Consider the following 25,237-nt stretch of genomic DNA (forward strand, 5'->3'; position numbering starts at 1 on the left):
GGCTTCCGTGAAACCGCTCGACCCGCGCCTCCTGCGTTACGCCTCCGCCGCCCGGGTGTTCCTCGGACTGGGTGCGTTGCTCGGTCTCGCGCAGACCGTCTCGATCGTCGCCGTGGCCTGGTTCACGACGACAGCCGTGGTCCTGGTCGTCGAGGGTCGCGCAGCCGACGGGCTCGCGACCGCCCTGGTCGGACTCGGCGTCTCGGTGGCGGTCCGGTCGTTCGTGGTGTGGGCGCTCGAGGTGACGTCCGCGCGGGCGGCGGCGCAGGTGAAGAGCCAGCTGCGGGCCCGTGTCGTCGGGGCGGTCGCCGACCGGGGGCGTGCCTTCGTCGACCGGCACTCGTCGGCGCACGTGGCGACCCTCGTCGGTCCCGGGCTCGACGCGCTCGACGCGTACTTCGCCCGCTACCTGCCGCAGCTGGTCCTGACCGCTCTGGCGGCGCCGCTGCTGATCGTCGTCATGGCGCTGCACGACTGGTTGTCGGCCGTGATCGTCGTCCTGACCCTGCCGTTGATCCCCGTCTTCATGGTGCTGATCGGGTGGACGACCCGCACCGCCCAGGCCCGCCAGTGGGATCGTCTCACGCACCTCGCCTCGTCGTTCGCCGACGCCGTGGGCGGGGCGTCGACCCTCAAGTCGTTCGGTCGCGAGCAGCGACAGGTCGAGCGCATCGGCCGCATCACCGACGACTACCGGGTCGAGACGGTGACGGTGCTGCGCGTGTCGTTCCTCAGCGGTTTCGTGCTCGAGCTCGCGGCGTCGTTGTCGGTCGCCTTGGTAGCCGTCTCGATCGGTATCCGGCTCGTCGACGGTTCGCTGGGGTTGACCGCGGGACTGTTCGTGCTGCTGCTCACCCCCGAGGCCTACCTGCCCCTGCGCCAGGTCGGTGCCAATTACCATGCCGCAGCCGACGGGGTCGCGGCGGCGGACGACGTGTTCGACCTCCTCGGAGACGAGCGGGGGTCCGACGCGCCCCGGGCGACCGGGTCGGCGGTCGTCGCGGATCGCCATGAGCCCCGCGCCGACGCCGACGCGCTCGTCGTGGACCGTGTCTCGGTGAGCCGAGGAGGCGCGGTGCGGCTGCCCGAGACCTCTCTCGTCGCCGAGACCGGTCGCGTCACGGCGGTCGTCGGCCCGAGCGGTGCCGGCAAGTCCACCCTGCTCGACGCCGTGCTCGGGCTCGAGTCGTGCGAGGGGCGAGTCGTCTGGCGATCGTCGGGTCTGCCCCCCGCCCGCCGTGAGATCGCGTGGTCGGGGCAGTCCCCCCTGCTGTCGTCCGGCACGGTGGCCGAGAACGTCGCTCTGGGTGACACGGGTGAGCCCGACACCGAGGCCGTCGTCCGTGCCCTGGACCTGGCCGGCGCGGCGGGCCTCGACCCGGCGCTCGTACTCGGGGCCGGCGGCCAGGGACTGTCCGGTGGGCAGGCGCAGCGGGTGTCCGTGGCCCGGGCCCTGTACCGACTCGATCGGGTGGGGTCGCGGCTGCTGCTGGTCGACGAGCCCTCGTCGGCGCTCGACCGGGTCACCGAGGCCCGGGTCGTGGCCGGCCTCCGTCGTATCGCGGCCACGGGCGTGGCCGTGGTCGTCGTCACGCACCGTCGTGCCGTCAGCGACGCCGCCGACCTCGTCGTCCGGGTCGGAGGAGTCTCGTGAACCGCTCGTTGCTCCGCACGGCGCAGCCCGGCGCGCGCCGGGCCGCCCCAGGCCTGGTCTTCGGCTCGCTCAGCGCCCTGTCGGCGGTGGCGCTCCTCGCGGCGTCCGCGTACCTCATCACCCGCGCTGCCGAGCAGCCGCCGATCCTCTACCTCTCGCTCGCCGTGGTCGGCGTCCGGGCGTTCGCGCTGTCCCGGGCGGTCTTCCGGTACCTCGAGCGCCTGTCGAGCCACGACGCGGCTTTCCGTCAGCTGGCGGTGGTCCGCACCGAGATGTACAGGCGGCTGATCCGGGTGGCCCCGGCGGGTCTCGGCCGCACCGACCGAGGCGACCTGGTGGCGCGCGTCGTCGGCGACGTCGACGCCTTGCAAGACCTGCCCCTGAGGGTGGTGCAGCCGCTCGTGGTGTCGAGTCTGACCTCCCTCGTCGCCGTGGTCGGCGTCGCCCTCGTGTCCCCGGCGGCCGCCGTGGTCCTGGCGGGCACGCTCGTCGTGGCCTTCCTCGTCGGCTGTGCGGCCGCCGACCGCCTCGCGCGCCGCAGCGAGCGCACCCTCGCCGATCGGCGTGGGGCGCTCTCGGGCGCGGTGGTGGACCTCGTCCAGAACATCGACGTGCTGATCGCCTTCGAGGCGATGGATCGGCAGCTCGGCCGGGTCGCGAGGCTCGACGACGACCTGCGCCGCGCCTCCTCACGCCGGGCGCTGACCGGTGGCGTCGTCGCCGCCGTCCTCTCGGCCCTGTCGGGTGCCGCCGTGCTCGCCACGATCCCCGTCGTCGCACCCGACGTCGCCTCGGGGGGACTGACCGGCCCGGCCTTCGCGCTGGTGGTCCTGGTGCCGCTCGCCGTCTTCGAGGTCGTCGGCGCGGTGCCGACGGCCGTGCTGGCCTGGCGACGGGTCAGCGCGAGCGGCGACCGCGTCGAGTCGGCGGTGCCCCCCGAGGTCCCCCCGGGCGTCGTCGACGACGGGGCCTTCGGCGGGGCGGCGGCCGACGTCGCCGAGAGCTCACGCTCACTCGACAGCGCCGCGCGGACGCCCGGGACCGCTCTGCGTCTGCGCGACCTGTCGGCGACGTGGCCCGGTGCCGCGGCCCCGGCGCTTCGCGGCGTCGATCTCGACGTGGCCGTGGGCGATCGCCTCGTGGTCGAGGGGCCGAGCGGCGCCGGAAAGACCACGCTGGCCTCGGTGCTCGCCCGCTTCGTGGAGCACACCGGACGCTACGAGGTCGGGGGAGTCGACACCGCGACCCTCGCCCCGGCCGCCGTCCGAGCGGCGGTCGGCCTGATCGAGCAGACTCCGTATCTCTTCGACGAGTCGCTGCGGCAGAACCTCCTCTTCGCCCGCGACACGGCCACGGACGACGACCTGCTCGCCGTGCTCGAGCGTGTCGGGCTGCGCGACTGGGCCGCCGGGCGCGGAGGGCTGGACGCGCCGATGGGGGAGCGGGGTGTCCTCGTCTCGGGCGGTCAGGCCCAGCGCATCTCGCTGGCCCGGGCGCTCCTGCGGGGCTTCCCGGTGCTCGTGCTCGACGAGCCCACGGCGGGTCTCGACTCCGAGACCGCGCGCCGGCTCGTGGTCGACGTCCTCACGACGGCCCGGGACGACGGGTCCACGGTGGTCGTGATCTCGCACGTCGAGGTGCCGGCCGAGTTGATCACACGCCGCGTGCGCATCGAGGCGGGCCGCCTGCACGAGGTCGCCGTCGATGTCGAGGCCGCTCGCGACGCGTGACGACTCGAGGTCGCCGCCGCCGAGCCGCGCTCAGTCGTCGATCGGACGACGCAGACGCTCGAGTCGTCCACGCCAGAGCGCGAGTCGACCGGGCTCCTCGGCCGCGGCCGGGCCGTCGATCCAGCCGGTGACGATGCGGATGCCGTGCAACGCACCGAGGCTCCACACCTCGAATCCGTCGAGCTCGTCCGGCCGGGTGTGGTCGTGCAACACGTCGACTCCGAGGACGGCGGCGAGCGTCGTCAGGCTGCGCACCGTGACGCCCGGCAGACGGGGCAGGTCGTCGGCGGGCAGACAGAGCGCGTCGCCGCGCCACCAGACGATGGAGCTCCAGGCGCCCTCGACGACGAACCCTTCGGGCGAGAGCAGCACCGCTTCGTCGGCCCCGCCCTCCCGGGCCTCGGCGACGAGCGCACCGAGTGCCGCGAGATCGGGGCCCTTGACCGAGGGCTGCGTGCGGGGATCGCGTGCGGCCGTGGCGAGCACGACCGAGCGGCGGCGCGGGGGAGCCGGCCGGAGGCGCAGCTGCAGTCGCGCCCGCCCGGGACGGTCGTCTGCATCGCCGGCGACGAGCTCGACGCGGGGGAACCAGGCGCCCGTGCGGGGCAGCATCGCGACGACCGCAGCCCAGAACGCCGAGACCTCGTCCGCGTCGGGACCGGCGATCACCCCGGCGACCGAGCCGGCGAATCGGTCGCGGTGCACGTCGAGGGCGAGCACCGCACCGTCGTCGATCAGCCACGAGTCGGCGACCAGGAGGGGCGGGTCGGCCTCGCCCCCCGCCACGCTCCGGCTCGTGGACAACTCGCCGCCCTGCCAGACGTGCAGCACGTCGCCTCGCGGTCGCTCGGCACTCATCGCGTGGGGGCTCCGCTCATAGGATCAAGGGTATGCGTCCCGCGGCCGTCCGATCCTCCCTGCCGTGGCGCGACCCCGAATCCGTCGTCCGCCACCTGGCCGCGACGGGCGACGTGGTCTGGCGTGACGCCGGGGTGGACGCCGCCCGCGGGCGATCGATCGTCGGCTGGGGCCGGGCCGCCACGGGTGACGTCCGCGACGGCGGCGCCGACCGGCTCTGGCAGGCGGTGCGCGACGACCTGGCCGAGGTCGAGCCCGACAGCCACCCGCTTGGCTGGGCCGGCTGGCTCGGCTACGGCTTCGGCTGCCGGCTGCTGGACCGTGACGCCACCCCGGGGCACCGACCCGCGGCCACCTCCTCGACCGTCGCCGCCCCGGGTGACGCCCCCGACCTCGCCCTGCTCGACGTCGACCGGGCGCTGGTCTTCGACCACACCGAACGTTCCGTCGAAGCCGTGGCGCGCCGTGGCGACTCGTGGCCCCTCTCGCTGGCCGAGGCCTGGGCCGACGTGCCGCCCGAGCCCCCGGTGCCCGGGCCGACCCGCGCCTCCTCGACCGAGTCCTCTGCGCCCGAGGTGCGCTGGCGGCACCGTCCTGACGAATACCTCGACCTGATCGAGCGCTGCCGCCGCGCCATCGCCGCGGGCGAGGCCTACCAGCTCTGCCTCACCACGGCCGTCGACGTCCTCGGACCGGTGGACGCGCTGGAGGCCTTCGCGCACCTCCGTCGGTCCTCGCCGGCACCGTACGCGTCGTTCGTGCGCCTGGGAGGCGTGACCGTGGTCGGGGCGTCGCCCGAGTCGTTCGTCGAGGTGACCGCCGACGGCCTGGTGTCGTCCTCGCCGATCAAGGGCACGCGACGCCGGGGATCGGGTGCCGACGACACCGTGCTCGCGCGAGAGCTCGTCGAGAGCGAGAAGGAGCGCGCCGAGAACGTGATGATCGTCGACCTGGTGCGCAACGACCTCGCCCGGGTGGCCCGCCTCGGGACGGTCGAGGTGTCCGAGTTGCTCGCCGTGCACTCGTACGAGCACGTCCACCAGCTCGTCAGCACGGTCCGGGCCCGGCTCGATGCGGGGTGCACGGCGACCGACGTCGTCGAGGCGGCGTTCCCGGCCGGATCGATGACCGGCGCACCGAAACGTCGCGCCGTCGAACTGCTCGCCGACCTCGAGGGAGCGCCTCGGGGTGTCTACTCGGGGGCCGTCGGCTGGCTCGGTCGGGACGGCTCGGCGAGCCTCGCGATGACCATCCGTTCCCTCGTCGTGCACGGGGCCCGGGCGGCGACCGTGGGGTCGCCCGCGCGACCCGCCGGAGCGCGCGTCGGAGTGGGCGGCGGCATCACGATCTCGTCGTCGCCGGTCGACGAGCGGGACGAGGTCGAGCTCAAGGCCGCGGCCCTGCTCGCCGTGCTCGGAGTCCGTGCCGCCGACGGTGGCTCGGTGCGCATGTCGTGACCGGGCGTGCCGTTCGATAGCCTTGTCGAGGATCGCTGAGCTCAGCGCACGTCGTCGTGCCCTCGCGCGGGTGGTCCCTACCCACCGCACCGACTGCCAGCAGTGAATGAGAGCCCCGTGGCACACGAGCACGACACGACCGCGACCGACGCCCCCTCGGACACCACGCCCCACGAGGGCGTGCCCGAACGCGAGTACGACGTCGCCCGCCTGCAAGAGAAGTGGCAGTCCCGGTGGGATGCCGAACAGCCGTTCGTCGTCGACCCCGACGACAAGCGCCCGCGCAAGTACATCCTCGACATGTTCCCGTACCCCTCGGGCGATCTGCACATGGGGCACGCCGAGCAGTACGCGCTCGGCGACATGGTGACCCGCTACTGGCGGCAGCAGGGGTTCAACGTGCTGCATCCGATCGGATGGGACAGCTTCGGTCTGCCCGCCGAGAACGCGGCCATCAAGCGCGGAGTCGACCCACGCGAGTGGACCTACGCCAACATCGCTCAGCAGAAGCAGAGCATGAAGCTCTACGCACCGTCGTTCGACTGGAGCCGGGTGCTGCACACGAGCGACCCCGAGTACTACAAATGGAACCAGTGGCTGTTCCTCGAGATGTTCAAGAAGGGGCTGGCCTACCGGAAGGACAGCTGGGTCAACTGGGACCCGGTCGATCAGACCGTGCTCGCCAACGAGCAGGTGCTGCCCGATGGCACGAGCGACCGCTCGGGTGCCGTCGTCGTCAAGAAGAAGCTGACGCAGTGGTACTTCAAGATCACCGACTACGCCGACCGCCTGCTCGACGACCTCAACCAGCTCGAGGGTCGCTGGCCGACCAAGGTGCTCAACATGCAGCGCAACTGGATCGGCCGGTCGATCGGTGCCGACGTGCACTTCACCATCGAGGGCCGTGACGAGAAGGTCACGGTGTTCACCACGCGGCCCGACACCCTGTACGGGGCGACCTTCATGGTGGTCGCCCCCGACTCCGACCTCGCCGCCGAGCTCGTCGCCGACGCGACGGACGACGTCAAGGCGACCTTCGCCGACTACCTCGTCGAGGTGCAGAAGGCCACCGAGATCGAGCGCCAGTCGAGCGAACGCCCGAAGACCGGCGTGCCGCTCGGGCGGGTCGCGGTCAACCCCCTCACGGGCGACCCCATGCCCGTCTGGGCCGCCGACTACGTGCTCGCCGACTACGGCCACGGCGCGGTCATGGCCGTGCCCGCGCACGACCAGCGCGACCTCGACTTCGCCCGCAAGTACGACCTCCCGGTGCGTGTCGTGGTCGACACGAACGCACCCGTCACGGGTGTCATCCCCAAGCTCGAGCTCGACGAGAACGGTCAGGCGATCCTGCCCGACGACCTGCCCGAGCTGAACCCCCGCGAGACGGGCGTGGCGCTGACCGGCGACGGTCGCCTGATGAACTCGGGCGCCTTGACCGGACTCAGCAAGTCGAACGCGATCAAACGGGTCGTCGAACTGCTCGAGGCGTCCGGTGACGGCAAGGCCGCCAAGACGTACCGTCTGCGCGACTGGCTCATCTCGCGCCAGCGTTTCTGGGGCACGCCGATCCCGATCGTGCACGGCGCCGACGGCGTCGAGGTGCCGGTGCCCTACGACGAGCTCCCGGTCCGACTGCCGTCCACCGAGGGGCTCGACCTCAAGCCGAAGGGCAGTTCGCCGCTCGGTGCCGCCGAGGACTGGGTGAACGTGCCCGACCCGCGCGACGGGTCGCCGGCGCGCCGCGACGCCGACACGATGGACACCTTCGTCGACAGCTCGTGGTACTTCTTGCGGTTCCTCGACCCGACCGACTCCGACCGCGCTTTCGACCCGGCCCAGGCCAGCAAGTGGGCCCCGGTCGACCAGTACGTCGGAGGCGTCGAGCACGCCATCTTGCACCTGCTCTACGCGCGCTTCATCACCAAGGTGCTCTTCGACCTCGGTCACGTCGACTTCACCGAGCCCTTCAGTGCACTGCTGAACCAGGGCATGGTGCTGCAGGACGGCGCGAAGATGAGCAAGAGCAAGGGCAACGTCGTCAGCCTCTCCGACGAGATCGACAAGCACGGCGTCGACGCCATCCGCCTGACGATGGCGTTCGCCGGACCGCCAGAGGACGACATCGACTGGGCCGACGTCTCACCCGCCGGCTCGGCGAAGTTCCTCGCGCGGGCGTTCCGTCTCGCGAGCGACGTCGACAGCTCGCCGGACGTGGTGTGGGCCGACGGTGACCAGGCCCTGCGACGGGTGACACACCGATTCCTCGCCGAGGCCCCGGGCCTCAGCGAGGCGTTCAAGTACAACGTCGTCGTGGCCCGGCTGATGGAGCTCACGAACGCCGTCCGCAAGGCGATCGACTCGGGGCCCGGCCGGTCCGACCCCGCCGTCCGCGAGGCGACCGAGACCGTCGCGTTGGGGCTCTCCCTCTTCGCTCCCTACACGGCTTCCGAGATGTGGGAGAAGCTCGGCTACGACGGCGGGGCGATCGCCACCTACGGCTGGCGCAAGGCCGATCCGACACTGCTCGTCGAGACGAGCGTCACCGCCGTCGTGCAGGTCAACGGCAAGGTGCGCGACCGACTCGAGGTGTCGCCCAAGATCACCTCGGACGAGCTCGAGGTGCTCGCCCGCGACTCCACCGCCGTGCAGCGGGCGATCGGTGACAAGCAGATCGTCAACGTGATCGTGCGGGCGCCCCGCTTGGTCAACATCGCAGTGAAATAGCGCCCACCCTTTCGGCGACGGGTCGTCGCGAGTCCCGGCGCCGACGGGCCGGTTCGCTGTCGCTTCGGTCGTGGAATACTATATTAGGTATGTACCTATTACGGACCTTCTTGTTCGGCAAGAATCCCCTCGCTGAGTTGACCCGTGCCCTGATCATCGGAACACTGCTCCTGCTGCTCGGGCTCCTCCATGTTCGCTCGGGGGCGGAGAAACCGAGTGGCGATACCGTCGTACCGGACAACCCCACGGTCGGCATCGAGGTACAACCCCAGAAGGTCGTCATGGGTGGCGAATCCGCCTGGGTTCAGCTGGTCCCGGACTCCCTGGTGGTCGGAGCCCTGCACGTCGACGCACCGGCCGGGACGACGATCGTCGAAGCAGACGCCGACATCCGGCCGATCCCCGGTGCCATCGCAGCGGACGGCCGCTCAGCCGTCTGGGAGGGCAGTCTGTCCTGGTCCGACACGTGGCGTGTGCCCAAGGTGCGTCTGCGAGTCGACGTCGACGTCGCTCCGGGCCGTGTCGACGGAGCCGTTCAGGTCACCGACACCGCCTCGTCCGCCGTTCTCGCCAGCGGGTCGCTCCCTGTGGACATCGTCGAACCCGAGATCGTCGAACCCGACGTCGCCATCGCGATCGAGCCGACGCTGCTCGCCGCCGGGGCCGTGTCGGACTACATCCGCGTGGTTCCCGAGAGCAAGGTGCTCGGGGTTCTCAGCATCACCGCACCACCGGGGACGACGATCGTCGAGGCGACCGCGGACACCCGTCCGATCGACGGGGTGATCACTCCTGATGGGTCCTCGGCGACCTGGCGGGGCAACAACACCTGGTCCTCGGGGTGGCGCGTGGCGAAGGTGCGACTGCGCGCACATGCCGATGCCGTCCCGGGTCGGGTCGACGGCGCGGTTCGCATCACCGAGACCGGCGGCACCCGGGTCCTGGCGGCCGGTTCGCTTCCCGTCGATCTGGTGGGTCGTGTCGAGGTGACGGTCCCGGCTCTCCGATCCGGTGCGACGTCGGACCCGATCTCCGTGCACGTGCGTTCCGATGCACGAGGCGCCCTCCGTGTCGTCGCCCCGACCGGGATGGCCATCACGGACGCCGGCGTGCACGGGGCGGCGGTGACCCCTCACATCTCTGCGGACCGGGCCTCGGTGACGTGGCCCGAAGGCGACACTCCGTGGTCGAGTCCCTCGCATGAAGCGTGGTTCCGGCTGCAGGCGGTCGAACGCCAGGCTGGTGTCCGCCATCCGGGCGACGCGCGCGTGGTCGACGGCGGCGACCGCGTCCTCGCTCACGGAGCCTTCGCTGCCGTCGACGCGGGCCCTCGTCCGGCGTCCATCGTGGTGTCGGCCGATCGCAGCAGCACAACCGTCCGCGTGTACGGGATCGGCAGCGCCGCGGCGGAGCGAGCCCGTGAGGGCCGTGCGCTACGTCACAGCGACCTCCAGCCGACCGGTCGATTCGTCCGTAAAGGAGACCGGGTGGCGATCGACGTGCCTCCGGGTGCCCCGATGATGAGCGTGCGCCTCGGTCTGTACGGTGCCTACCAGAACGTCGCAGCGACTTCCCTGTCGTCGCCGGTTCCGACGCCGAGTGGCACGACGACAACCGTCGTGGCCGACCGTGATGGGATGGTCTTTCTGACGGGTACCGCGAAGGCCGATTCCGCGGTGGTGACGGTGCGAGGTGGCCAGCCCGTCCCGACGTTCGTCCTCGGGCAGACGACCGATGACGAGTTTCGCGAGCAGCTCGTGGCGCTGCCGGACGTGCCGATCGTCGAACTCGTGGCAGGGCGGGTCTTCGGTGACTTCCAACGGCGCACCGCAGACTCCTTCCCGACGGATCTGGAGGCACGGCTGCAGAGCTGGGACGACGTGGTGGTCATCACCAACGGCATGCACAACCTGCACGACGACCTGACCGGGAACGCTGGGAAGGCACCACACCGCATCTACATCGCCTCGCCGGACAGCGGCGCCGGGTACGCGAGCGCCACGCAGGAGCGCGTGACCTTCCAGATCGACACCGGCGCCGCACGGAACCTGTTCGCCGACGATGTCTCGGACCAGTGGGGGCTGTGGCACGAGATCGGCCACACCTATCAGACACCGGCATATACGTGGAACGGGCAGGGCGAGGTGTCCGTCAACATCTCTGCGCTCGAGGTGCAGCAGAAGATCGGCGCCGGGAACCGGCTCGACAGGCAGCAACGGGTGATCAACGCCTTCTTCGCGAAGCCCGTCGGCGAGCGGACCTACGGTGGCTCCGACCTGTTCGTTCGTGTGCTCATGTACGACCAGCTCCGGCGCGCGTTCGGCGATCAGTTCTACCCGCGCCTGAATCAGGAGCTCCGCGACGCGGAGGCGCGTGGCGAGCTCGACCTGAGCACCAGCCAGGCGAAGATCGACGCCTTCGCCTCCCACGCAGCCACACTCGCCGACAGAGACCTCCGACCGTTCTTCCAGGAGTGGGGACTGCCGATCGGTCCGGACGCCGCGGCAGAGATGGCCGAACGGCCAGGGCTTGAGCACGAGATCTGGAAGAACATCGACACGGGCCAGAACCGCGTTGAGGTGATCCTGCCGGCAGTCGGCGCCTCGGAGGCGCGATAGCCGCATCGCGGTGAAGGAGCCGCGCCCGGGGGCGTGTCTCGTCCCCACCTGTCGACGGCCGTCCTGGTTCCCCAGGGCGGCCGTCGTCGTCCGTGCGGGGGGCAGGACGGCTCGTACCGTGTCGGATCATGACCGTCAGCTTCCGCACCGCCGTCGACCCGTCCGAGCCGGGCGGTCCGAGGTGGCGCGTGGGGCTCGGAGCGGTCGTCGTCCTGCTCCTCGTCGTGCTGGCGGTGAGCGTCGCCGTGTCGGCCTTCGCCACCCGAGGAGGCGCGGCGGACGCGGTCGTGACCGTCGCGCCGGGCACCGGGGCCGAGGTCGAGGCCGCGGCAGGGTCGGGCACCGCGCCTCCCGGGGGTGCCCCGGTCGTCTTCGTTCACGTGCACGGCCAGGTGGCGTCACCGGGTCTCTTCGAGCTGCCGACCGGCGCGCGCGTGGTCGACGTGGTCGCCGCGGCCGGAGGATTCACGGCCGAGGCCGACCAGGCGGCGGTGAACCTGGCACGGGTGCTGGTCGACGGCGAGCAGCTCCGGGTGCCGGCCGTGGGCGAGGTGGCCGACGACGGGGCCTCCGGTGAGGGCGGGGCGGCCGGTGGCTCGGCGCCCGGTGCTGGGGTGGCGGCCGGTGGCGGAACGGTCGACCTCAACCTCGCGGACGAGGCGGCACTGCGGACGCTCCCCGGGGTGGGTCCCGCGACCGCGGCGGCGATCCTGTCCTGGCGCGACGACAACGGGCGCTTCCGCAGCGTCGACGACCTGCTCGGGGTGCCGGGCATCGGCGCGAAGACGCTCGAGAAGCTTCGCGACCGGGTGCGGGTGTGACGTCCCGTGGCGTGCTCGACCTGCGGCTCGGCGTTCCCGTGGGCGTGGCCTGGGTCGGGCTCGCGGTGGGCTCGACCCGAGCGGGGCTGCTTCCCGTCGTCGCGGCGGCGGCCCTCGTCGTCTGCGTCGTCGCGACGGGACTCGTCGTCGCGGCACGGGTGGGCCTCCTGGTGACCGGGCAGGTCCTGCTGGTGGTGGCCCTGAGCGCCGGTGCGTGCGCCGGGCTCACCGGTCAGGCCGCCGTGCGCGACGACCGCCGTCATCCCGCTGTTCTCACGTCGTCGGTCGGGCATGCGGTCACCGTCGAGGGGCGTCTGCTCGACCGGGTCGAGGGGCGCGCCGACGTGACGGCGGTGTCCGTCGACCGGGTCGACGTCGGCCAAGGGGCCGTGGCTCTCGGGTCCCGGCTGCCGGTGCGGGTGTTCGGTGCCCGCCCCGAGGGGCGCGATCCGGTCGAGATCGGCGCGCGGGTGTCGGCACGGCTCGTGCTGGCCCCCGTGAGGTACGGCGAGGCGGTCGCGTTCGAGGGAGGCGCGGTCGAGCCACTCTGCGTCCTCGCCGGACCCGGGCAGCTGTCGGACTGGTCGAACGGGCTCCGGTCGGCGTTCCGTGCCGCGACCGCGGGGCTCCCGGGTGACGGTGGGGCCCTGTTGCCCGGGCTCGCGATCGGCGACACCTCCGACGTGCCCGACGACCTGGACGCCGCCATGAAGCAGACGTCGCTCAGTCACCTGACGGCCGTGTCGGGTTCCAACTGTGCCGTCCTCGTCGCCCTCGTGACGTTCGTCGGGTCGCTGCTTCGGGTACCCCGCCTGATGCGGCTCGCGGCCGCCGTCGTGGTGCTCGTCGCGTTCGTCGTGCTCGTGACGCCCGAGCCGAGCATCGTCCGGGCGACCGTCATGGCCGTGCTCGTGCTCGTGCACCTGGCCGTCGCCCGACCGATCGCCGGCGTGCCCGTCGTCGCCCTCGCGGTCGCCGGTCTGCTCTTCACCGACCCGTGGTTGGCCCGCGACCTCGCCTTCGTCCTCTCGGTCCTCGCGACGGCGGGTCTCGTGGTACTCGGTGGACCACTGACCACCCTGCTGACACGCGTCGTGCCCGAACCGGTGGCGGCGGCCCTCGCCGTGCCGGCCGCGGCGCAGCTCGCCTGCCAACCCGTGCTTCTCGCCCTCGAACCGAGCATCGCGCTGCACGGCGTCGTGGCGAACGTGCTGGCCGGCCCCGCGGCTCCCGTGGCGACCCTGGGTGGGCTCGTCGTCTGCGTTCTCGCGCCGTCGCTGCCGGGTGCGGCGACGGCGGCCGCCTGGGTGTCGTGGCTGCCGTCGTCCTGGGTGGCCGCCGTGGCCCGAGCTGCCGCCACCTGGCCGGGCACCCGACTCGCCTGGGACGCCTCGACGTCCGGCGTCGCGTCCCTGGTCTGCCTCACGGTGCTGATCGTCGTCGCGGTGGTCGCGAGGTCCCGGGGACGCACGCGAGCGGTCACGACGACGCTGGTCGTGGCCGCCCTGGTGGTGACGGTCGGCGTGGCGAGCGGGCGCACCCTGGCGACCCGTGCCTCCGTACCCGCGGGGTGGGTCGTCGCGCAATGCGACGTGGGCCAGGGCGATGCGGTGCTCGTGCGCAGCGGGCCCGCCGTGGCACTGATCGACGTGGGCGACGACGAGGCGGCACTCGACCGCTGCCTGTCGACCTTCGGCGTACGACACGTCGACCTGCTCGTACTCACCCACTTCGACCGCGACCACGTGGGGGCGGTCGGTTCGGTCGTCGCCCGGGTCGGCACGGCTCTGGTCGGGCCCGTGGGGCGGGGGGAGGACACCGAGGTCGTGACGGCGCTGCGCGACGGTGGCGCCAAGGTCCAGGAGGCGCAGATCGGCACCCGCGGACGCCTGGGCGACCTCACGTGGCGGCTGCTCTGGCCGCCTTCCGAGACCCCGGCGGGCAACGACGCCAGCCTCGTGCTGCGCGTCGACCCCGGCGAGGGCTGCCAGGTCGGATGCCTCTCGCTGCTCGACCTCGGTGATCTGGGCGAGACCGCGCAGCGCCGTCTGCTCGCGTCGCCCGATGGTCGCGGTGGCCTCCGACCGGTCGACGTCGTCAAGGTCTCGCATCACGGGTCCGCGGATCAGCATCCCGAGTTGTACGAGCGGGTGTCGGCGCGCGTCGGATTGATCGGCGTGGGTGCCGGCAACTCGTACGGGCACCCGACCGAGAGCGCGCTCGGGCTGGTCCGGCACAGCGGAGGAACGGTGGTCCGCAGCGATGAGGCCGGTCAGGCGGCGGTCACGCCCGTGGACGGTGCCGGCGGCGGTGTCGGCCTGCGAGTCTGGCAGGAGCACGCGGGACGCCGGGACCGCGACCACGCGTCCGGCACGTCGGTGGCGTCCTCTAGCATCAGAGGTGGCGCGGCGGGCCCCGTGCCCGTGGGACGACGTCCGAGAGGCAGCATGGCAGCGCGAGCGAGTGGCAAGACGGCGAAGAAGGCCTCGGTCGCGATCGACCAGGTCGGGTGGGACAGAATCCGGCCCGCGGCCGTGATCCTGGTGAGCGGTCCCGAGCGGTTTCTCGCCGATCGTGCGTCGCGCCAGGTGCGCGACCAGCTCGCCGCCGAAGACCCCAGCCTCGAAGTGCACGACCTCGAGGCCGATCACTACCAACCGGGCGAACTCGTGACCCTGGCGAGCCCGTCGCTGTTCGCCGAGCCACGTCTCATCCGCGTCTCGAACGTCGAGAAGTGCACCGACGCCTTCCTCACCGAGACGCTCCGGTACCTCGAGACTCCCGCCGACGACACAACCCTGGTGTTGCGTCACGGTGGCGGGGTCCGGGGCAAGAAACTGCTCGACGCCGTGCGGGGTGGCACCGGTGGCGGCCTCGAGGTCGTGTGTGCCGAACTCAAGAAAGACACCGAGAAGCTCGAGTTCGCGGCGGCCGAGTTCAAGGCCGAACGTCGACGCATCACCCAGGGGGCCCTGCGGGCGCTCGTCACGGCCTTCAACGACGACCTGGCCGAACTGGCCAGCGCCTGTCAGCAGTTGATCAGCGACGCGGCGGCCGAGATCACCGAGGCGACCGTCGAGAAGTACTACTCGGGCCGGGTCGAGACCAACGCCTTCAAGGTGGCCGACGCGGCCATCGCCGGTCACCAGGGCGAGGCGCTCGTCCTGCTGCGTCACGCGCTGTCGACCGGAGCCGACCCCGTCCCCGTGGTGGCCGCGTTCGCGATGAAGATCCGCACGATGGCCAAGCTGCAGGGCTCGTACGGCGGCTCGGGCCAACTCGCCTCGCGCTTCGGTCTCGCCCCGTGGCAGGTCGAGCGGGCACAGCGCGACCTGCGCGGGTGGTCCGAGGAGGGGCTGGGTCGATGCATCGAGTTGCTCGCCGAGACCGACGCGGCCGTCAAGGGAGCCGAGCGCGATCCGGTGTACGCACTCGAGCGCATGGTGACCATGATCTCGACGCGCGGTGCGTTGTTGTCGTGAGCCGCGCCTCCTGATCCACCACTCGTCGCTGTGACCGTCGCCGCGGACGACGAAGGCCCCGTCTCGAACGAGACGGGGCCTTCGTCGTCGAACCCGGGGGCTCGGTGGGGGAGCCTAGAGGGCGCCGACCTGCTTCGCGATGGACGACTTGCGGTTCGCGGCCTGGTTCTGGTGGATGACACCCTTGCTGGCGGCCTTGTCGAGCTTCTTCGACGCGAGGAGCAGAGCCGAGGTGGCCTTGTCCTTGTCGCCGGCGGCGATGGCCTCGCGCGTGGCGCGGACGGCGGTCTTGAGCTCGCTCTTGACGGCGCGGTTGCGGTCCTGAGCCTTCTTGTTGGTGCCGATGCGCTTGATCTGCGACTTGATGTTTGCCACGTGAACTACTTTCTGGTTTCTGTGTCTCGGACGGATGTGCGCCAGCCGAGCGTCCGACCGACGTGAATCGATCGACCCGGTGCTGCCGCCGGTGATTGCCACCGGAGCGGCTCTCGGCTGCGATCGCGTTCCGCCACTGCAGACGTAACGCGCAAGCCAACAGGCAACGTTACCAGCAGCAGGCCCGACTCTCAACGAGCGCCGGTCCATCGGCGTGCCGTGTCGTACGGGGTACCGTGCCATCATGCCTCAGCTCGCGCCCCACATGACCACCGTGCCCGCGTCCGGAATCCGTCGGGTGTTCGAGCTCGCGGCCCAGTTGGACGACGTCGACATGCTCGTGGTGGGCGAGCCCGACGTGCCGGTGGCCCGCCACATCGCCGACGCCGCCCGCCGCGCCTGGGCCGACGACCGCACCGACTACACGCCGAACGGCGGCATCCCTGCCCTGCGCGAGGCTCTCGTGGCCAAACTGGCCCGCGAGAACGACGTGCACGTGGACCTCGAGCAGGTCTGGGTCACCGTGGGCGGCACGCAGGCCCTCCACCAGACGATGGGGCTCTTGCTCGCGGCGGGCGACGAGGTCCTCGTACCCGACCCCGGCTACACGACCTTCACGATGAACGCCCGCATGCTCGACGCCGTGCCCGTCCCGTACGCGCTGACGCCCGACCTCGGCTTCCACCCCGATCTCGACGAACTCGAGAACCTGGTCGGCGACCGCACCCGCGTCATCGTCGTCAACAGCCCGTCGAACCCCCTCGGCGTCGTCTACCCGGAGGAGACGCTGAGGCGGCTTCTCGACTTCGCCCGGAGGCACGACCTCTGGGTGATCAGCGACGAGGTCTACGAGTACTTCACCTACGGGCCGAGACACGTCAGCCTCGCCTCGCTCGACACCGACGACCGGGTGTTCAGCGTCTTCTCGCTGAGCAAGACCTACGCGATGACGGGCGTGCGGGTGGGCTACCTCGTGACGCCCAAGGGGCTCGCCGAGACGATGCGCACCGTCCAGGAGGCGGCGATCAGTTGCGTCGCGGAACCCGACCAGCACGCCGCCCTCGCCGCCATCGTGGGGGACCACCAGTCCGTGGCCGACGCCCGTGAGCACTACCGCAGCAACCTCGACCTCGCCACGACCCTGCTCACCGACCGGGGCATCCGCTACCTCGAACCCACGGGGGCGTTCTACCTCTGGATCGACATGGGCCATGCCTCGCGAGGTGACGTCGCGGGGTGGGCCGAGCGGTTCCTGCTGTCGGAGCGTGTCGCGGTCGCGCCCGGCAGTGCCTTCGGGCGGAGCGGTGAGGGCTGGATCAGGGTCTGTCTCGCCTCGGCGCCCGAGGTGATCACGAGGGGACTCGGCAAGCTGCCCGCCCCGGGTGACCCCCGCTGACATCCGGGGGTCAACCCCCTGGGGTCGACGCGCGGGACTTCCTAGGCTCGAAGCATGACGAACCGACCCCTGAACACCACCGTCTCCGCCCCGACCACCGGCGTCCGCTCGCCCCTCGCGGTCTGGAGCCTCGTCCTCGGCCTCGCCTCGATCGGCTTCGGTTTCACCTTCGTCGTCCCCATCGCCGGCCTCGTCCTCGGCATCCTCTCCCGACGTCGTGAGCCCGAGGGCCGCACGATGGCGCTCATCGGCATCGTCTCGTCCGTCGTCATGCTCGTGGGCACGGTGATCGCGCTCGCGATCGGTCTCGCCGTCGTCGGGGGAGCGGGCATCCTCGCGCTCCTCCCCGGCACCGCAGGCTGAGCGGCGGCCCCGCCGGAGCGGCTCGACGCCCGAACCGACGCCCCGGCGTGGGAGAATCGTGGGGTACCCCCGCCCACCACCCCCAGAGGATCGTGTGAGTCCCCAAGCAACCCGCGCACTCGAGCCGGCGTCGACCGAGCCCGAGTCCCTCCGCAACTTCTGCATCATCGCGCACATCGACCACGGCAAGTCCACCCTCGCCGACCGCATGCTCGGCATCACCGGCGTGGTCGAGTCGCGTGCGATGCGTGCGCAGTACCTCGACCGCATGGACATCGAGCGCGAGCGCGGCATCACGATCAAGAGCCAGGCCGTGCGCATGCCGTGGGAGCGCAACGGCGAGACCTTCGCGCTCAACATGATCGACACTCCCGGCCACGTCGACTTCAGCTACGAGGTCTCCCGGTCGCTCGCCGCCTGCGAAGGCGCCATCCTGCTCGTCGACGCCGCGCAGGGCATCGAGGCGCAGACCCTGGCGAACCTCTACCTGGCGCTCGAGAACGACCTCGAGATCATCCCGGTCCTGAACAAGATCGACCTGCCGGCCGCCGATCCCGACAAGTACGCGGCCGAGCTCGCGGGGCTGATCGGCGGCGACCCCGCCGACGTCCTGCGCGTCAGCGGCAAGACCGGCATGGGCGTCGAAGAACTCCTCGACCGTGTGGTGGACCGCATCCCGTCGCCCGTCGGCGTCAAGGACGCCCCGCCCCGCGCGATGATCTTCGACTCGGTGTACGACAGCTACCGCGGCGTCGTCACGTACATCCGCATGATCGACGGCACCCTGCACCCTCGCGAGAAGGTGCAGATGATGTCGACGAAGTCGACGCACGAGATCCTCGAGATCGGCGTCTCGTCGCCCGAGCCCGTCCCGAGCCAGGGTCTCTCGGTCGGCGAGGTCGGCTACCTGATCACGGGGGTGAAGGACGTCCGCCTGTCGAAGGTGGGCGACACCGTCACGACCTCGGCCAAGCCCGCGACCGAGGCCCTCAGTGGTTACACCGAGCCTCTGCCGATGGTGTTCTCCGGGCTCTACCCGATCGACGGCAGCGACTACCCCCTCTTGCGTGAGGCTCTCGACAAGCTCAAGCTGTCCGACGCCGCGCTGGTCTACGAGCCCGAGACGTCCGTCGCGTTGGGCTTCGGCTTCCGATGCGGGTTCCTCGGCCTGCTCCACCTCGAGATCGTCACCGAGCGCCTCGATCGTGAGTTCGGCCTCGACCTCATCACGACGGCGCCGAGTGTCGTCTACGAGGTCACCACCGAAGACAAGAAGACCGTCACGGTGACCAACCCGAGCGAGTTCCCGGGCGGCAAGATCGCGAGTGTCAGCGAGCCCATGGTGAAGGCGGGCATCCTCGCGCCGAAGGACTACGTCGGCGTCATCATGGAGCTCTGCCAGCAACGCCGCGGCACCCTTCTCGGCATGGAGTACCTCGGCGAAGACAGGGTCGAGATCCGGTACGCGATGCCCCTCGGCGAGATCGTGTTCGACTTCTTCGACAGCCTCAAGTCCAAGACGGCCGGCTATGCGAGCCTCGACTACGAGCCGATCGGCGACCAAGAAGCCGACCTGGTCAAGGTCGACATCCTGCTGCAGGGCGAGCAGGTCGACGCGTTCAGCGCGATCGTCCACCGCGACAAGGCCTACGCCTACGGCGTGCTCATGACGGGGCGTCTGCGCGAACTCATCCCGCGTCAGCAGTTCGAGGTGCCCATCCAGGCTGCGATCGGTGCCCGCATCATCGCCCGTGAGAGCATCCGTGCCATGCGCAAGGACGTCCTCGCGAAGTGTTACGGCGGCGACATCTCGCGCAAGCGCAAGCTGCTCGAGAAGCAGAAAGAGGGCAAGAAGCGCATGAAGACCATCGGCCGGGTCGACGTGCCCCAAGAGGCCTTCATCGCCGCCCTCAGCGGCGACGTCGAGAAGAAAGACAAGAAGTAGGGCCCATGCGTCGAGCCACCCACACCGAGACCCGCACGACCTACGGCGAGGTCGGGGCGACACAGGCCCCCGACCTGATGCAGTACCCGCCGAAGGGCTTCAAGCCGGCTGAGTACCGGGCCCGAGTCGGCCACGGCGACGCACGCTTCGCCGCGGCTTGGATCGCAACCATGACCTGGCAGATCCAGGAGCGCAGTGGCATCCGCGTCCGGGTCGACAGCGTGCCGCCGGAAGACGAGGGCGAGTACACGCCGGTCCAGTTCGACGAACACGGGCAGCCGGTCGATGCGGCCGAGTGGGCGACCGCCCGCGACGAGTCGCGGTACTCGCCCGACGGCACACCCCTGCTCACGGCGGGCACGACCGCCACGCTCAGCATCGAGGCCTACGGGCGCACGGTCCAGGCCCCGGTCCGCGTCGTCTACGTCATCGACGAGCCGAAGCGCAAGGGCTTCGCGTACGGCACCCTGGACGGCCACCCCGAGAGCGGTGAGGAGTCCTGGATCGTCGACCAGACCGACGACGGCTCGGTCTGGCTCTCCATGCGGTCGTTCTCGAAGCCGTCGAGCGCGAAGTGGCGCCTCGTGGCACCGTTCCTGCGACGGACCCAGGCGCAGTACACGAAGCGGTACCTGCGAGCCCTGAGCCTGAACGACAAGGGCGAGCAGACCGACGAGGTCGTCGTCGTCGAGGACACCGAGGCCGGCGTGGGCGACCCCCGTGGCGACGAACGTCCCCCGACCGGCCCGCGCGGCGACGCCACGGGAACCGGCGTCTGACGGTGCCCGGAGCCCTTCCCCCCGGTGATCCGGCCCCCGTCGACGGCCACCTGCCCGAGACCGTCACGGTGGGTGCCGAGGCGCGACGTTTCGGGGTGTACCTGCACGTCCCGTTCTGCCGGGTGCGCTGCGGTTACTGCGACTTCAACACCTACACGGGTGACGAGCTGCGGGGTGCTCGCCGCGACGACTACGCCGCGCAGGCCGTCGCCGAGATCGAGCTCGGCGGGCGCGTGCTACGCGAGGCGGGCCTGCCACCGCGCCGCGCCTCCTCGGTGTTCTTCGGCGGGGGCACCCCGACGATGCTCCCTCCCGGCGATCTGACCTCGATGCTGCACGCGATGGTCGACACCTGGGGCCTCGAACCCGGTGCCGAGGTCACGACCGAGGCGAACCCCGACTCGGTCGACGCCGCCTACCTGCGGCAGCTCGCCGAGGCCGGGTTCACCCGCGTGAGCTTCGGCATGCAATCGGCCGTTCCGAGCGTGCTGTCCACCCTGGAGCGCACGCACGACCCCGAGCGCATCCCGTTCGTGGTCCGCTGGGCGCGCGACGCCGGGCTCGACGTCAGCCTCGACCTCATCTACGGCACCCCCGGCGAGACCCTCGACGACTGGAGGCGCTCGCTCGACGTCGCCCTCGAGCAGCGACCCGACCACCTCTCGGCGTACTCGCTCATCGTCGAAGAGGGCACGAAACTCGCCCGCCAGATCAGACGTGGCGAGGTGCCGACGCCTGACGACGACACCGCGGCCGACATGTACGAGATCGCCGACGACCGGCTGGCCGAAGCCGGGTACGACTGGTACGAGGTGAGCAACTGGTCGCGTGGCATCGAGCACCGCTCGCGACACAACCTGGCCTATTGGCAGGGCCACGACTGGTGGGGCGTCGGACCCGGTGCGCACAGCCACGTCGGCGGCGTCCGCTGGTGGAACGTCAAGCACCCGGCCGCTTACCAACAGCGCATGGCCGCGGGCGAGTCACCGGCCGCCGGTCGCGAGACCCTCGACGACGAGACGCGTCGCGTCGAGCGCGTGCTGCTCGGGGTACGCATCCGCGAGGGGCTGCCGACCTCGGAGCTCGACGAGGACGGCCGTCAGGCGGTCGCCGCGCTCATCGCCGACGGATGGGTCGAGGGGCGTCCGGCCCTCCAGGGTCGGGTCGTTCTCACGCGTGAGGGCCGCCTCATGGCGGATGCCGTCGTGAGGCGCCTGTTGCCCGACTGACCCGACGCCCGGGAGGCGCGGGCCGACAACACAGGAGGCGCGGCTCCCGGGGGAGTCGCGCCTCGCGTCGTGCCCGTGCGGGCCGGCCGAGTGGCTACTTGATGAACTCGATGGTCAGCGGGTACTTGTACCACTGGCCCTTGTTGGCCGCGACGGCGGCGATGATCGAGAAGATGATGACCAGCACGCCGGCGACCAGCGCCAGCAGGCCTCCGATGACGATGATCGACAGGATCGCCGAGATCACGTAGACGATCGCCATGGTGATCTGGAAGTTCAGAGCGGTCCTGGTGTGCTCACGGATGAACGGTCCACGGTCCTTGAGCACGAGGTACCCGACCAGAGCGGGCACGAAAGCGAAGATGATGCCGCCGAGGTGGATGAGGGTCGCCCAGAGCTTCTCGTCCTCGGGACGCATCGGCTGCACGGGCTGCGGCTGGTAGCCGGGCTGCTGACCGTAGCCGGGGCCGGGCTGCTGGCCGGGGCCGGACTGCTGGCCGGGGCCGGGATGGCCCTGCCCGTAGGGCCGGCCGTCCTGGCCGGGCCGACCGTTCTGCGGGCCGTTCGGCTGGGCGGGAGGGGTCTCGGTCATGGCTGCACCTGTTCGTGAGTGTCCTGCGGATGTCCCCGCCACCCTAGGCCAGCCGGGCGCGGCGCGAGTAGGCCTCGCGACGGAGGTGACGTACGATTGGCAGTCCGGCACGTCGAGTGCCAGGCCCGGTCGCCCGGTGTGCGGACGACCCGGGGGGCGGTCGAGCGAAGAGAGGTGCGTCATGGTCTCCGAACGCGGTCTCGAAGTGCTGCGCGTCATCGTGCACGACTACGTGGCGTCCCGCGAGCCGGTGGGATCGAAGTCCATCGTCGAACGACACCAGTTCGGCGTCTCGGCGGCGACGATCCGCAACGACATGGCCCTGCTCGAAGAAGAAGAGCTCATCGCGGCCCCGCACACCTCGTCGGGCCGTGTGCCGACCGACAAGGGCTATCGGCTCTTCGTCAACCAGCTCGCCGACCTGCGGCCCCTCAGCGCGGCGCAGCGTCAGGCCATCGAGACGTTCCTCGGTGACTCGACCGATCTCGACGAGGTGCTCGGTCGGACGGTCCGACTGCTGTCGCAGCTCACCAACCAGGTGGCCCTGGTCCAGTACCCCACGTTCTCCCGTGCCCGCGTGCGTCACGTCGAGCTGGTCAGCCTGGGCGACGGTCGCGTCATGACGGTGCTCATCACCGACAGCGGCCAGGTCGAACAGCGGGTCGTCGACATCCGCACGGCCGTCGACGAGTCCTTCCTGTCCGAGCTGCGGGCCGCCGTCAACGTCGCCGTCGGTGGTCGTCCCCTCGCCGAGGCGGCTACGGCTCTGGCGGACCTGCCCTCGCGTTTCCGTCCCGACCTCGCGGCGGTCGTCGGCATCGTCGTCGCGAGCCTCACCGAGCAGATCGCGGCCGGTCGCCAGGACCGCCTGGTCATGGCCGGTGCGGCGAACCTCGTCCGGACGGGCGACGACTTCAGCGGCGATCTCTACCCGGTGCTCGAGGCGATCGAAGAGCAGGTCGCCCTGCTGCGACTGTTCGGCGAGATGCAGCTCGACGCCGTCGACGTCGCCGCGAGCATCGGGCGGGAGAACGCCTCGTTCGGGTTGTCCCAGACATCCGTCCTGGCCAGCGGCTATTCGACGCAGGGCAGCGAGATCGCACGGCTCGGCGTCCTCGGGCCCATGCGCATGGACTACTCGACCAACATGGCGGCGGTGCGTGCCGTCGCCCGTTACTTGTCGTCGCTGCTCACCGAGCGGTAGCCGACGCCCGCGGCCCCGGCCGTCACGCGACCCCACCCCCGTCCCGGTCCGCCGGGCCCGGCACCGCCGGGAAGACCACCACACCACATCAGAGGCAGACGAGAACCAGTGGCAGATCATTACGACGTCCTCGGAGTCGACCGTCAGGCGACCCCCGAAGAGATCAAGAAGGCGTACCGCAAGCTCGCTCGCGAGCTCCACCCCGACGTCAACCCCAGCCCCGAGGCGTCCGAGCGGTTCAAGGACGTGACGCACGCCTACGACGTGCTGAGCGACCCCCAGCAGCGCGAACGCTACGATCTCGGTCCGCAGCCCGGATTCGGCGGCGGCGGCGGCGGGGCCGCCGGCTTCGGCGACATCTTCGACGCGTTCTTCGGCGGGGGCGGCCAGGGCCAGCGCCAAGGGCCCCGATCCCGGCGAGAGCGGGGGCAGGACGCCTTGCTCCGCCTCGAGGTCGACCTCGACGACATCGTCTTCGGCACCCAGCGCGACATCGAGGTCGACACGGCCGTCCTCTGCGACACGTGCAGCGGCTCGTGCTGTGCGCCCGGCACCTCCCCGCAGACCTGCGACATCTGCGGGGGCTCGGGCCAGATCCAGCGCACCGTGCGTTCGCTGCTCGGCAACGTCATGACGTCGAGCCCGTGCGGCACCTGCCGCGGCTACGGCACGGTCATCCCCAACCCCTGCCCCACCTGCCAGGGCCAGGGACGCGTGCGCGCCCGTCGATCGATCCCCATCGACATCCCCGCCGGTGTCGACACGGGTCTCAGACTCCAGCTGCCCGGCCAGGGCGAGGTCGGTCAGGCCGGTGGTCCGAACGGCGACCTGTACCTCGAGGTCAAGGTTCGACACCACGACACCTACAGCCGCAACGGCGACGACCTGCTGGCGACACTCGAGGTGCAGATGGCCGACGCCATCCTGGGTACGTCGACGACGCTCACCGGGCTCGACGGCGAGATCGAGGTCGAGATCAGACCCGGCACGCAGAGCGCCGACATCATCACGGTGAAAGACCGGGGCATCACTCGCCTGCGCGGCACGGGACGCGGTGACCTCAAGATCGGCGTGCAGGTGGTCACCCCGACCAAGCTGAGCCACAAAGAGCGCGAGCTCATCGAGAAGTTCGCCTCGGGCCGACGCTCACAGGAACCCGAGCTCTCGCACTTCCAGCAGGGTCTCTTCGGCAAGTTGCGCGACCGCTTCCTGAACTTCTGATCGTGGCGCACTTCTACCTGGTCGACGACCTGGCCGACGCCGAGGCCGGTGCGACCGTCGAGGTGCTCGGGTCCGAGGCGCGGCACGCGGTCACGGTCAGTCGGGTCCGGGTCGGCGAGCCGCTCACCCTCGGCAACGGTCGAGGGCTCGTGGTTCAGGGAGACGTGGTCGAGGCGGCGCCCGACCGGTTGCTCCTGCTCGCGACCCGAGTGGTCCGACACGAGCCACCGGTGACCCGCCTGGTCCTCGCCCAGGCCCTCGCCAAGGGCGATCGTGACGAGCTCGCGGTCCAAGCCGCGACCGAACTCGGCGTCGATGAGATCGTCCCGTGGGCCGCTGCCCGCAGCATCTCCCGCTGGGAGGGTCCCAAGGTCGCGAAGGGGCTCACCCGGTGGTCGTCGATCGTCCGCGAAGCGACCAAGCAGTCCATCCGGCCGTGGGCGCCCGAGGTGTCCGGATTGGCCTCGACGAGGCAGCTGGCCGAGCGCGCCTCCCGGGATCTCGTGCTCGTGCTCGAGCCGTCCGCCGCGCAGGCGTTGACGACGGTCGACCTGGCCCCAGGAGGCGCGGTGCCCGATCGGGTCGTGGTCGTCGTCGGTCCCGAGGGCGGGGTGTCACCCGCCGAGCTGCACCAACTCGCCGAGGCGGGCGCCCAGGCCGTCCGGCTCGGGGACGCCGTGCTGCGCACCTCGACGGCCGGTCCCGCGGCCCTGTCCGTGCTGAGCGCGCGTCTCGGCCGCTGGTGAGCCCGTCGTCGCCGAGGGCCGTGTCGGCGGTCGTCGCTAC

18 protein-coding genes and 1 pseudogene are annotated in these 25,237 nt (G+C 71.1%); 16 read left to right on the forward strand and 3 right to left on the reverse strand.

Annotated elements, in window-relative coordinates; genetic code table 11:
• The first annotated feature begins 7 nt into the window (after nt 1-7).
• Nucleotides 8-1,654: a thiol reductant ABC exporter subunit CydD gene (gene cydD / locus HRF36_RS03985; protein ID WP_173206477.1), complete on the forward strand. Its 1,647-nt coding sequence runs from the start codon at nt 8-10 to the stop codon at nt 1,652-1,654.
• The gene (gene cydC / locus HRF36_RS03990) at nt 1,651-3,384 is read left to right on the forward strand and encodes a thiol reductant ABC exporter subunit CydC (RefSeq protein WP_173206480.1); all 1,734 of its coding nucleotides are present in this window, start codon (nt 1,651-1,653) and stop codon (nt 3,382-3,384) included. The genes cydD and cydC overlap by 4 nt, the downstream gene beginning before the upstream one ends.
• A 30-nt stretch (nt 3,385-3,414) precedes the next feature.
• Here the strand turns inward: cydC and HRF36_RS03995 are convergent, their stop codons facing one another.
• Nucleotides 3,415-4,242 carry an aminotransferase class IV gene (locus tag HRF36_RS03995; protein ID WP_173206482.1) on the reverse strand — a complete coding sequence of 276 codons (828 nt, stop codon included), beginning with the start codon at nt 4,240-4,242 and terminating at the stop codon, nt 3,415-3,417.
• A gap of 32 nt (nt 4,243-4,274) precedes the next feature.
• Between HRF36_RS03995 and HRF36_RS04000 the strand changes: the two genes are divergently transcribed.
• The 6 genes and pseudogenes from HRF36_RS04000 to holA all read left to right on the forward strand — a co-directional run bounded on the left by HRF36_RS04000 (nt 4,275) and on the right by holA (nt 15,347).
• Complete coding sequence (locus HRF36_RS04000) at nt 4,275-5,699, forward strand: anthranilate synthase component I family protein (protein WP_173206485.1); 1,425 nt, start codon at nt 4,275-4,277, stop codon at nt 5,697-5,699.
• A gap of 180 nt (nt 5,700-5,879) precedes the next feature.
• Nucleotides 5,880-8,426: a leucine--tRNA ligase gene (gene leuS, locus HRF36_RS04005; protein WP_173207900.1), complete on the forward strand. Its 2,547-nt coding sequence runs from the start codon at nt 5,880-5,882 to the stop codon at nt 8,424-8,426.
• A gap of 89 nt (nt 8,427-8,515) precedes the next feature.
• Nucleotides 8,516-11,044 (forward strand): M60 family metallopeptidase, encoded by a 2,529-nt coding sequence (locus HRF36_RS04010; RefSeq protein ID WP_173206487.1) that lies wholly within the window; start codon nt 8,516-8,518, stop codon nt 11,042-11,044.
• Nucleotides 11,045-11,172: 128 nt separating this feature from the next.
• On the forward strand, nt 11,173-11,865 hold the full coding sequence (locus HRF36_RS04015; protein WP_173206490.1) for a ComEA family DNA-binding protein: 693 nt from the start codon (nt 11,173-11,175) through the stop codon (nt 11,863-11,865).
• A 497-nt stretch (nt 11,866-12,362) separates the two neighbouring features.
• Nucleotides 12,363-13,658: pseudogene (locus HRF36_RS15730) on the forward strand (ComEC/Rec2 family competence protein); the annotation flags it as partial.
• 654 nt (nt 13,659-14,312) lie between these two features.
• Complete coding sequence (gene holA / locus HRF36_RS15735) at nt 14,313-15,347, forward strand: DNA polymerase III subunit delta (RefSeq protein WP_254281104.1); 1,035 nt, start codon at nt 14,313-14,315, stop codon at nt 15,345-15,347.
• Between the two features lie 114 nt (nt 15,348-15,461).
• Here the strand turns inward: holA and rpsT are convergent, their stop codons facing one another.
• A complete protein-coding gene (rpsT, locus tag HRF36_RS04025) occupies nt 15,462-15,722 on the reverse strand; it encodes a 30S ribosomal protein S20 (protein WP_043596189.1) in 261 nt (86 codons plus the stop codon).
• Nucleotides 15,723-15,966: 244 nt separating this feature from the next.
• On the opposite strand from rpsT, the gene HRF36_RS04030 reads away from it, so the two are divergent.
• The 5 genes from HRF36_RS04030 to hemW all read left to right on the forward strand — a co-directional run bounded on the left by HRF36_RS04030 (nt 15,967) and on the right by hemW (nt 21,434).
• On the forward strand, nt 15,967-17,118 hold the full coding sequence (locus HRF36_RS04030; RefSeq protein ID WP_173206495.1) for a pyridoxal phosphate-dependent aminotransferase: 1,152 nt from the start codon (nt 15,967-15,969) through the stop codon (nt 17,116-17,118).
• Between the two features lie 54 nt (nt 17,119-17,172).
• Nucleotides 17,173-17,481 carry a DUF4190 domain-containing protein gene (locus HRF36_RS04035; protein WP_173206498.1) on the forward strand — a complete coding sequence of 103 codons (309 nt, stop codon included), beginning with the start codon at nt 17,173-17,175 and terminating at the stop codon, nt 17,479-17,481.
• A 94-nt stretch (nt 17,482-17,575) separates the two neighbouring features.
• Nucleotides 17,576-19,426, forward strand: coding sequence for a translation elongation factor 4 (lepA, locus tag HRF36_RS04040; protein WP_173206501.1), 1,851 nt, complete (start codon nt 17,576-17,578; stop codon nt 19,424-19,426).
• Nucleotides 19,427-19,431: 5 nt separating this feature from the next.
• Nucleotides 19,432-20,205, forward strand: a complete 774-nt coding sequence (locus tag HRF36_RS04045) for a DUF1990 family protein (protein ID WP_173206504.1) — start codon at nt 19,432-19,434, stop codon at nt 20,203-20,205.
• A gap of 2 nt (nt 20,206-20,207) precedes the next feature.
• Entirely contained in the window at nt 20,208-21,434 is a 1,227-nt protein-coding gene (hemW, locus tag HRF36_RS04050) for a radical SAM family heme chaperone HemW (RefSeq protein ID WP_173206507.1), read from the forward strand.
• 94 nt (nt 21,435-21,528) lie between these two features.
• Here hemW and HRF36_RS04055 read toward each other — a convergent pair whose 3' ends face one another.
• On the reverse strand, nt 21,529-22,026 hold the full coding sequence (locus tag HRF36_RS04055; protein ID WP_254280997.1) for a DUF4870 domain-containing protein: 498 nt from the start codon (nt 22,024-22,026) through the stop codon (nt 21,529-21,531).
• Between the two features lie 181 nt (nt 22,027-22,207).
• On the opposite strand from HRF36_RS04055, the gene hrcA reads away from it, so the two are divergent.
• From hrcA to HRF36_RS04070, 3 genes are all read left to right on the forward strand, one after another.
• Complete coding sequence (gene hrcA / locus HRF36_RS04060; protein WP_173206511.1) at nt 22,208-23,230, forward strand: heat-inducible transcriptional repressor HrcA; 1,023 nt, start codon at nt 22,208-22,210, stop codon at nt 23,228-23,230.
• Nucleotides 23,231-23,338: 108 nt separating this feature from the next.
• Nucleotides 23,339-24,451: a molecular chaperone DnaJ gene (dnaJ, locus tag HRF36_RS04065; RefSeq protein ID WP_173206514.1), complete on the forward strand. Its 1,113-nt coding sequence runs from the start codon at nt 23,339-23,341 to the stop codon at nt 24,449-24,451.
• A gap of 2 nt (nt 24,452-24,453) precedes the next feature.
• Nucleotides 24,454-25,197 carry a 16S rRNA (uracil(1498)-N(3))-methyltransferase gene (locus HRF36_RS04070; RefSeq protein WP_173206517.1) on the forward strand — a complete coding sequence of 248 codons (744 nt, stop codon included), beginning with the start codon at nt 24,454-24,456 and terminating at the stop codon, nt 25,195-25,197.
• The last annotated feature ends 40 nt before the right edge of the window (nt 25,198-25,237 follow it).

The organism is Frigoribacterium sp. VKM Ac-2836, assembly GCF_013248995.1.
Classification (GTDB): domain Bacteria; phylum Actinomycetota; class Actinomycetes; order Actinomycetales; family Microbacteriaceae; genus Frigoribacterium.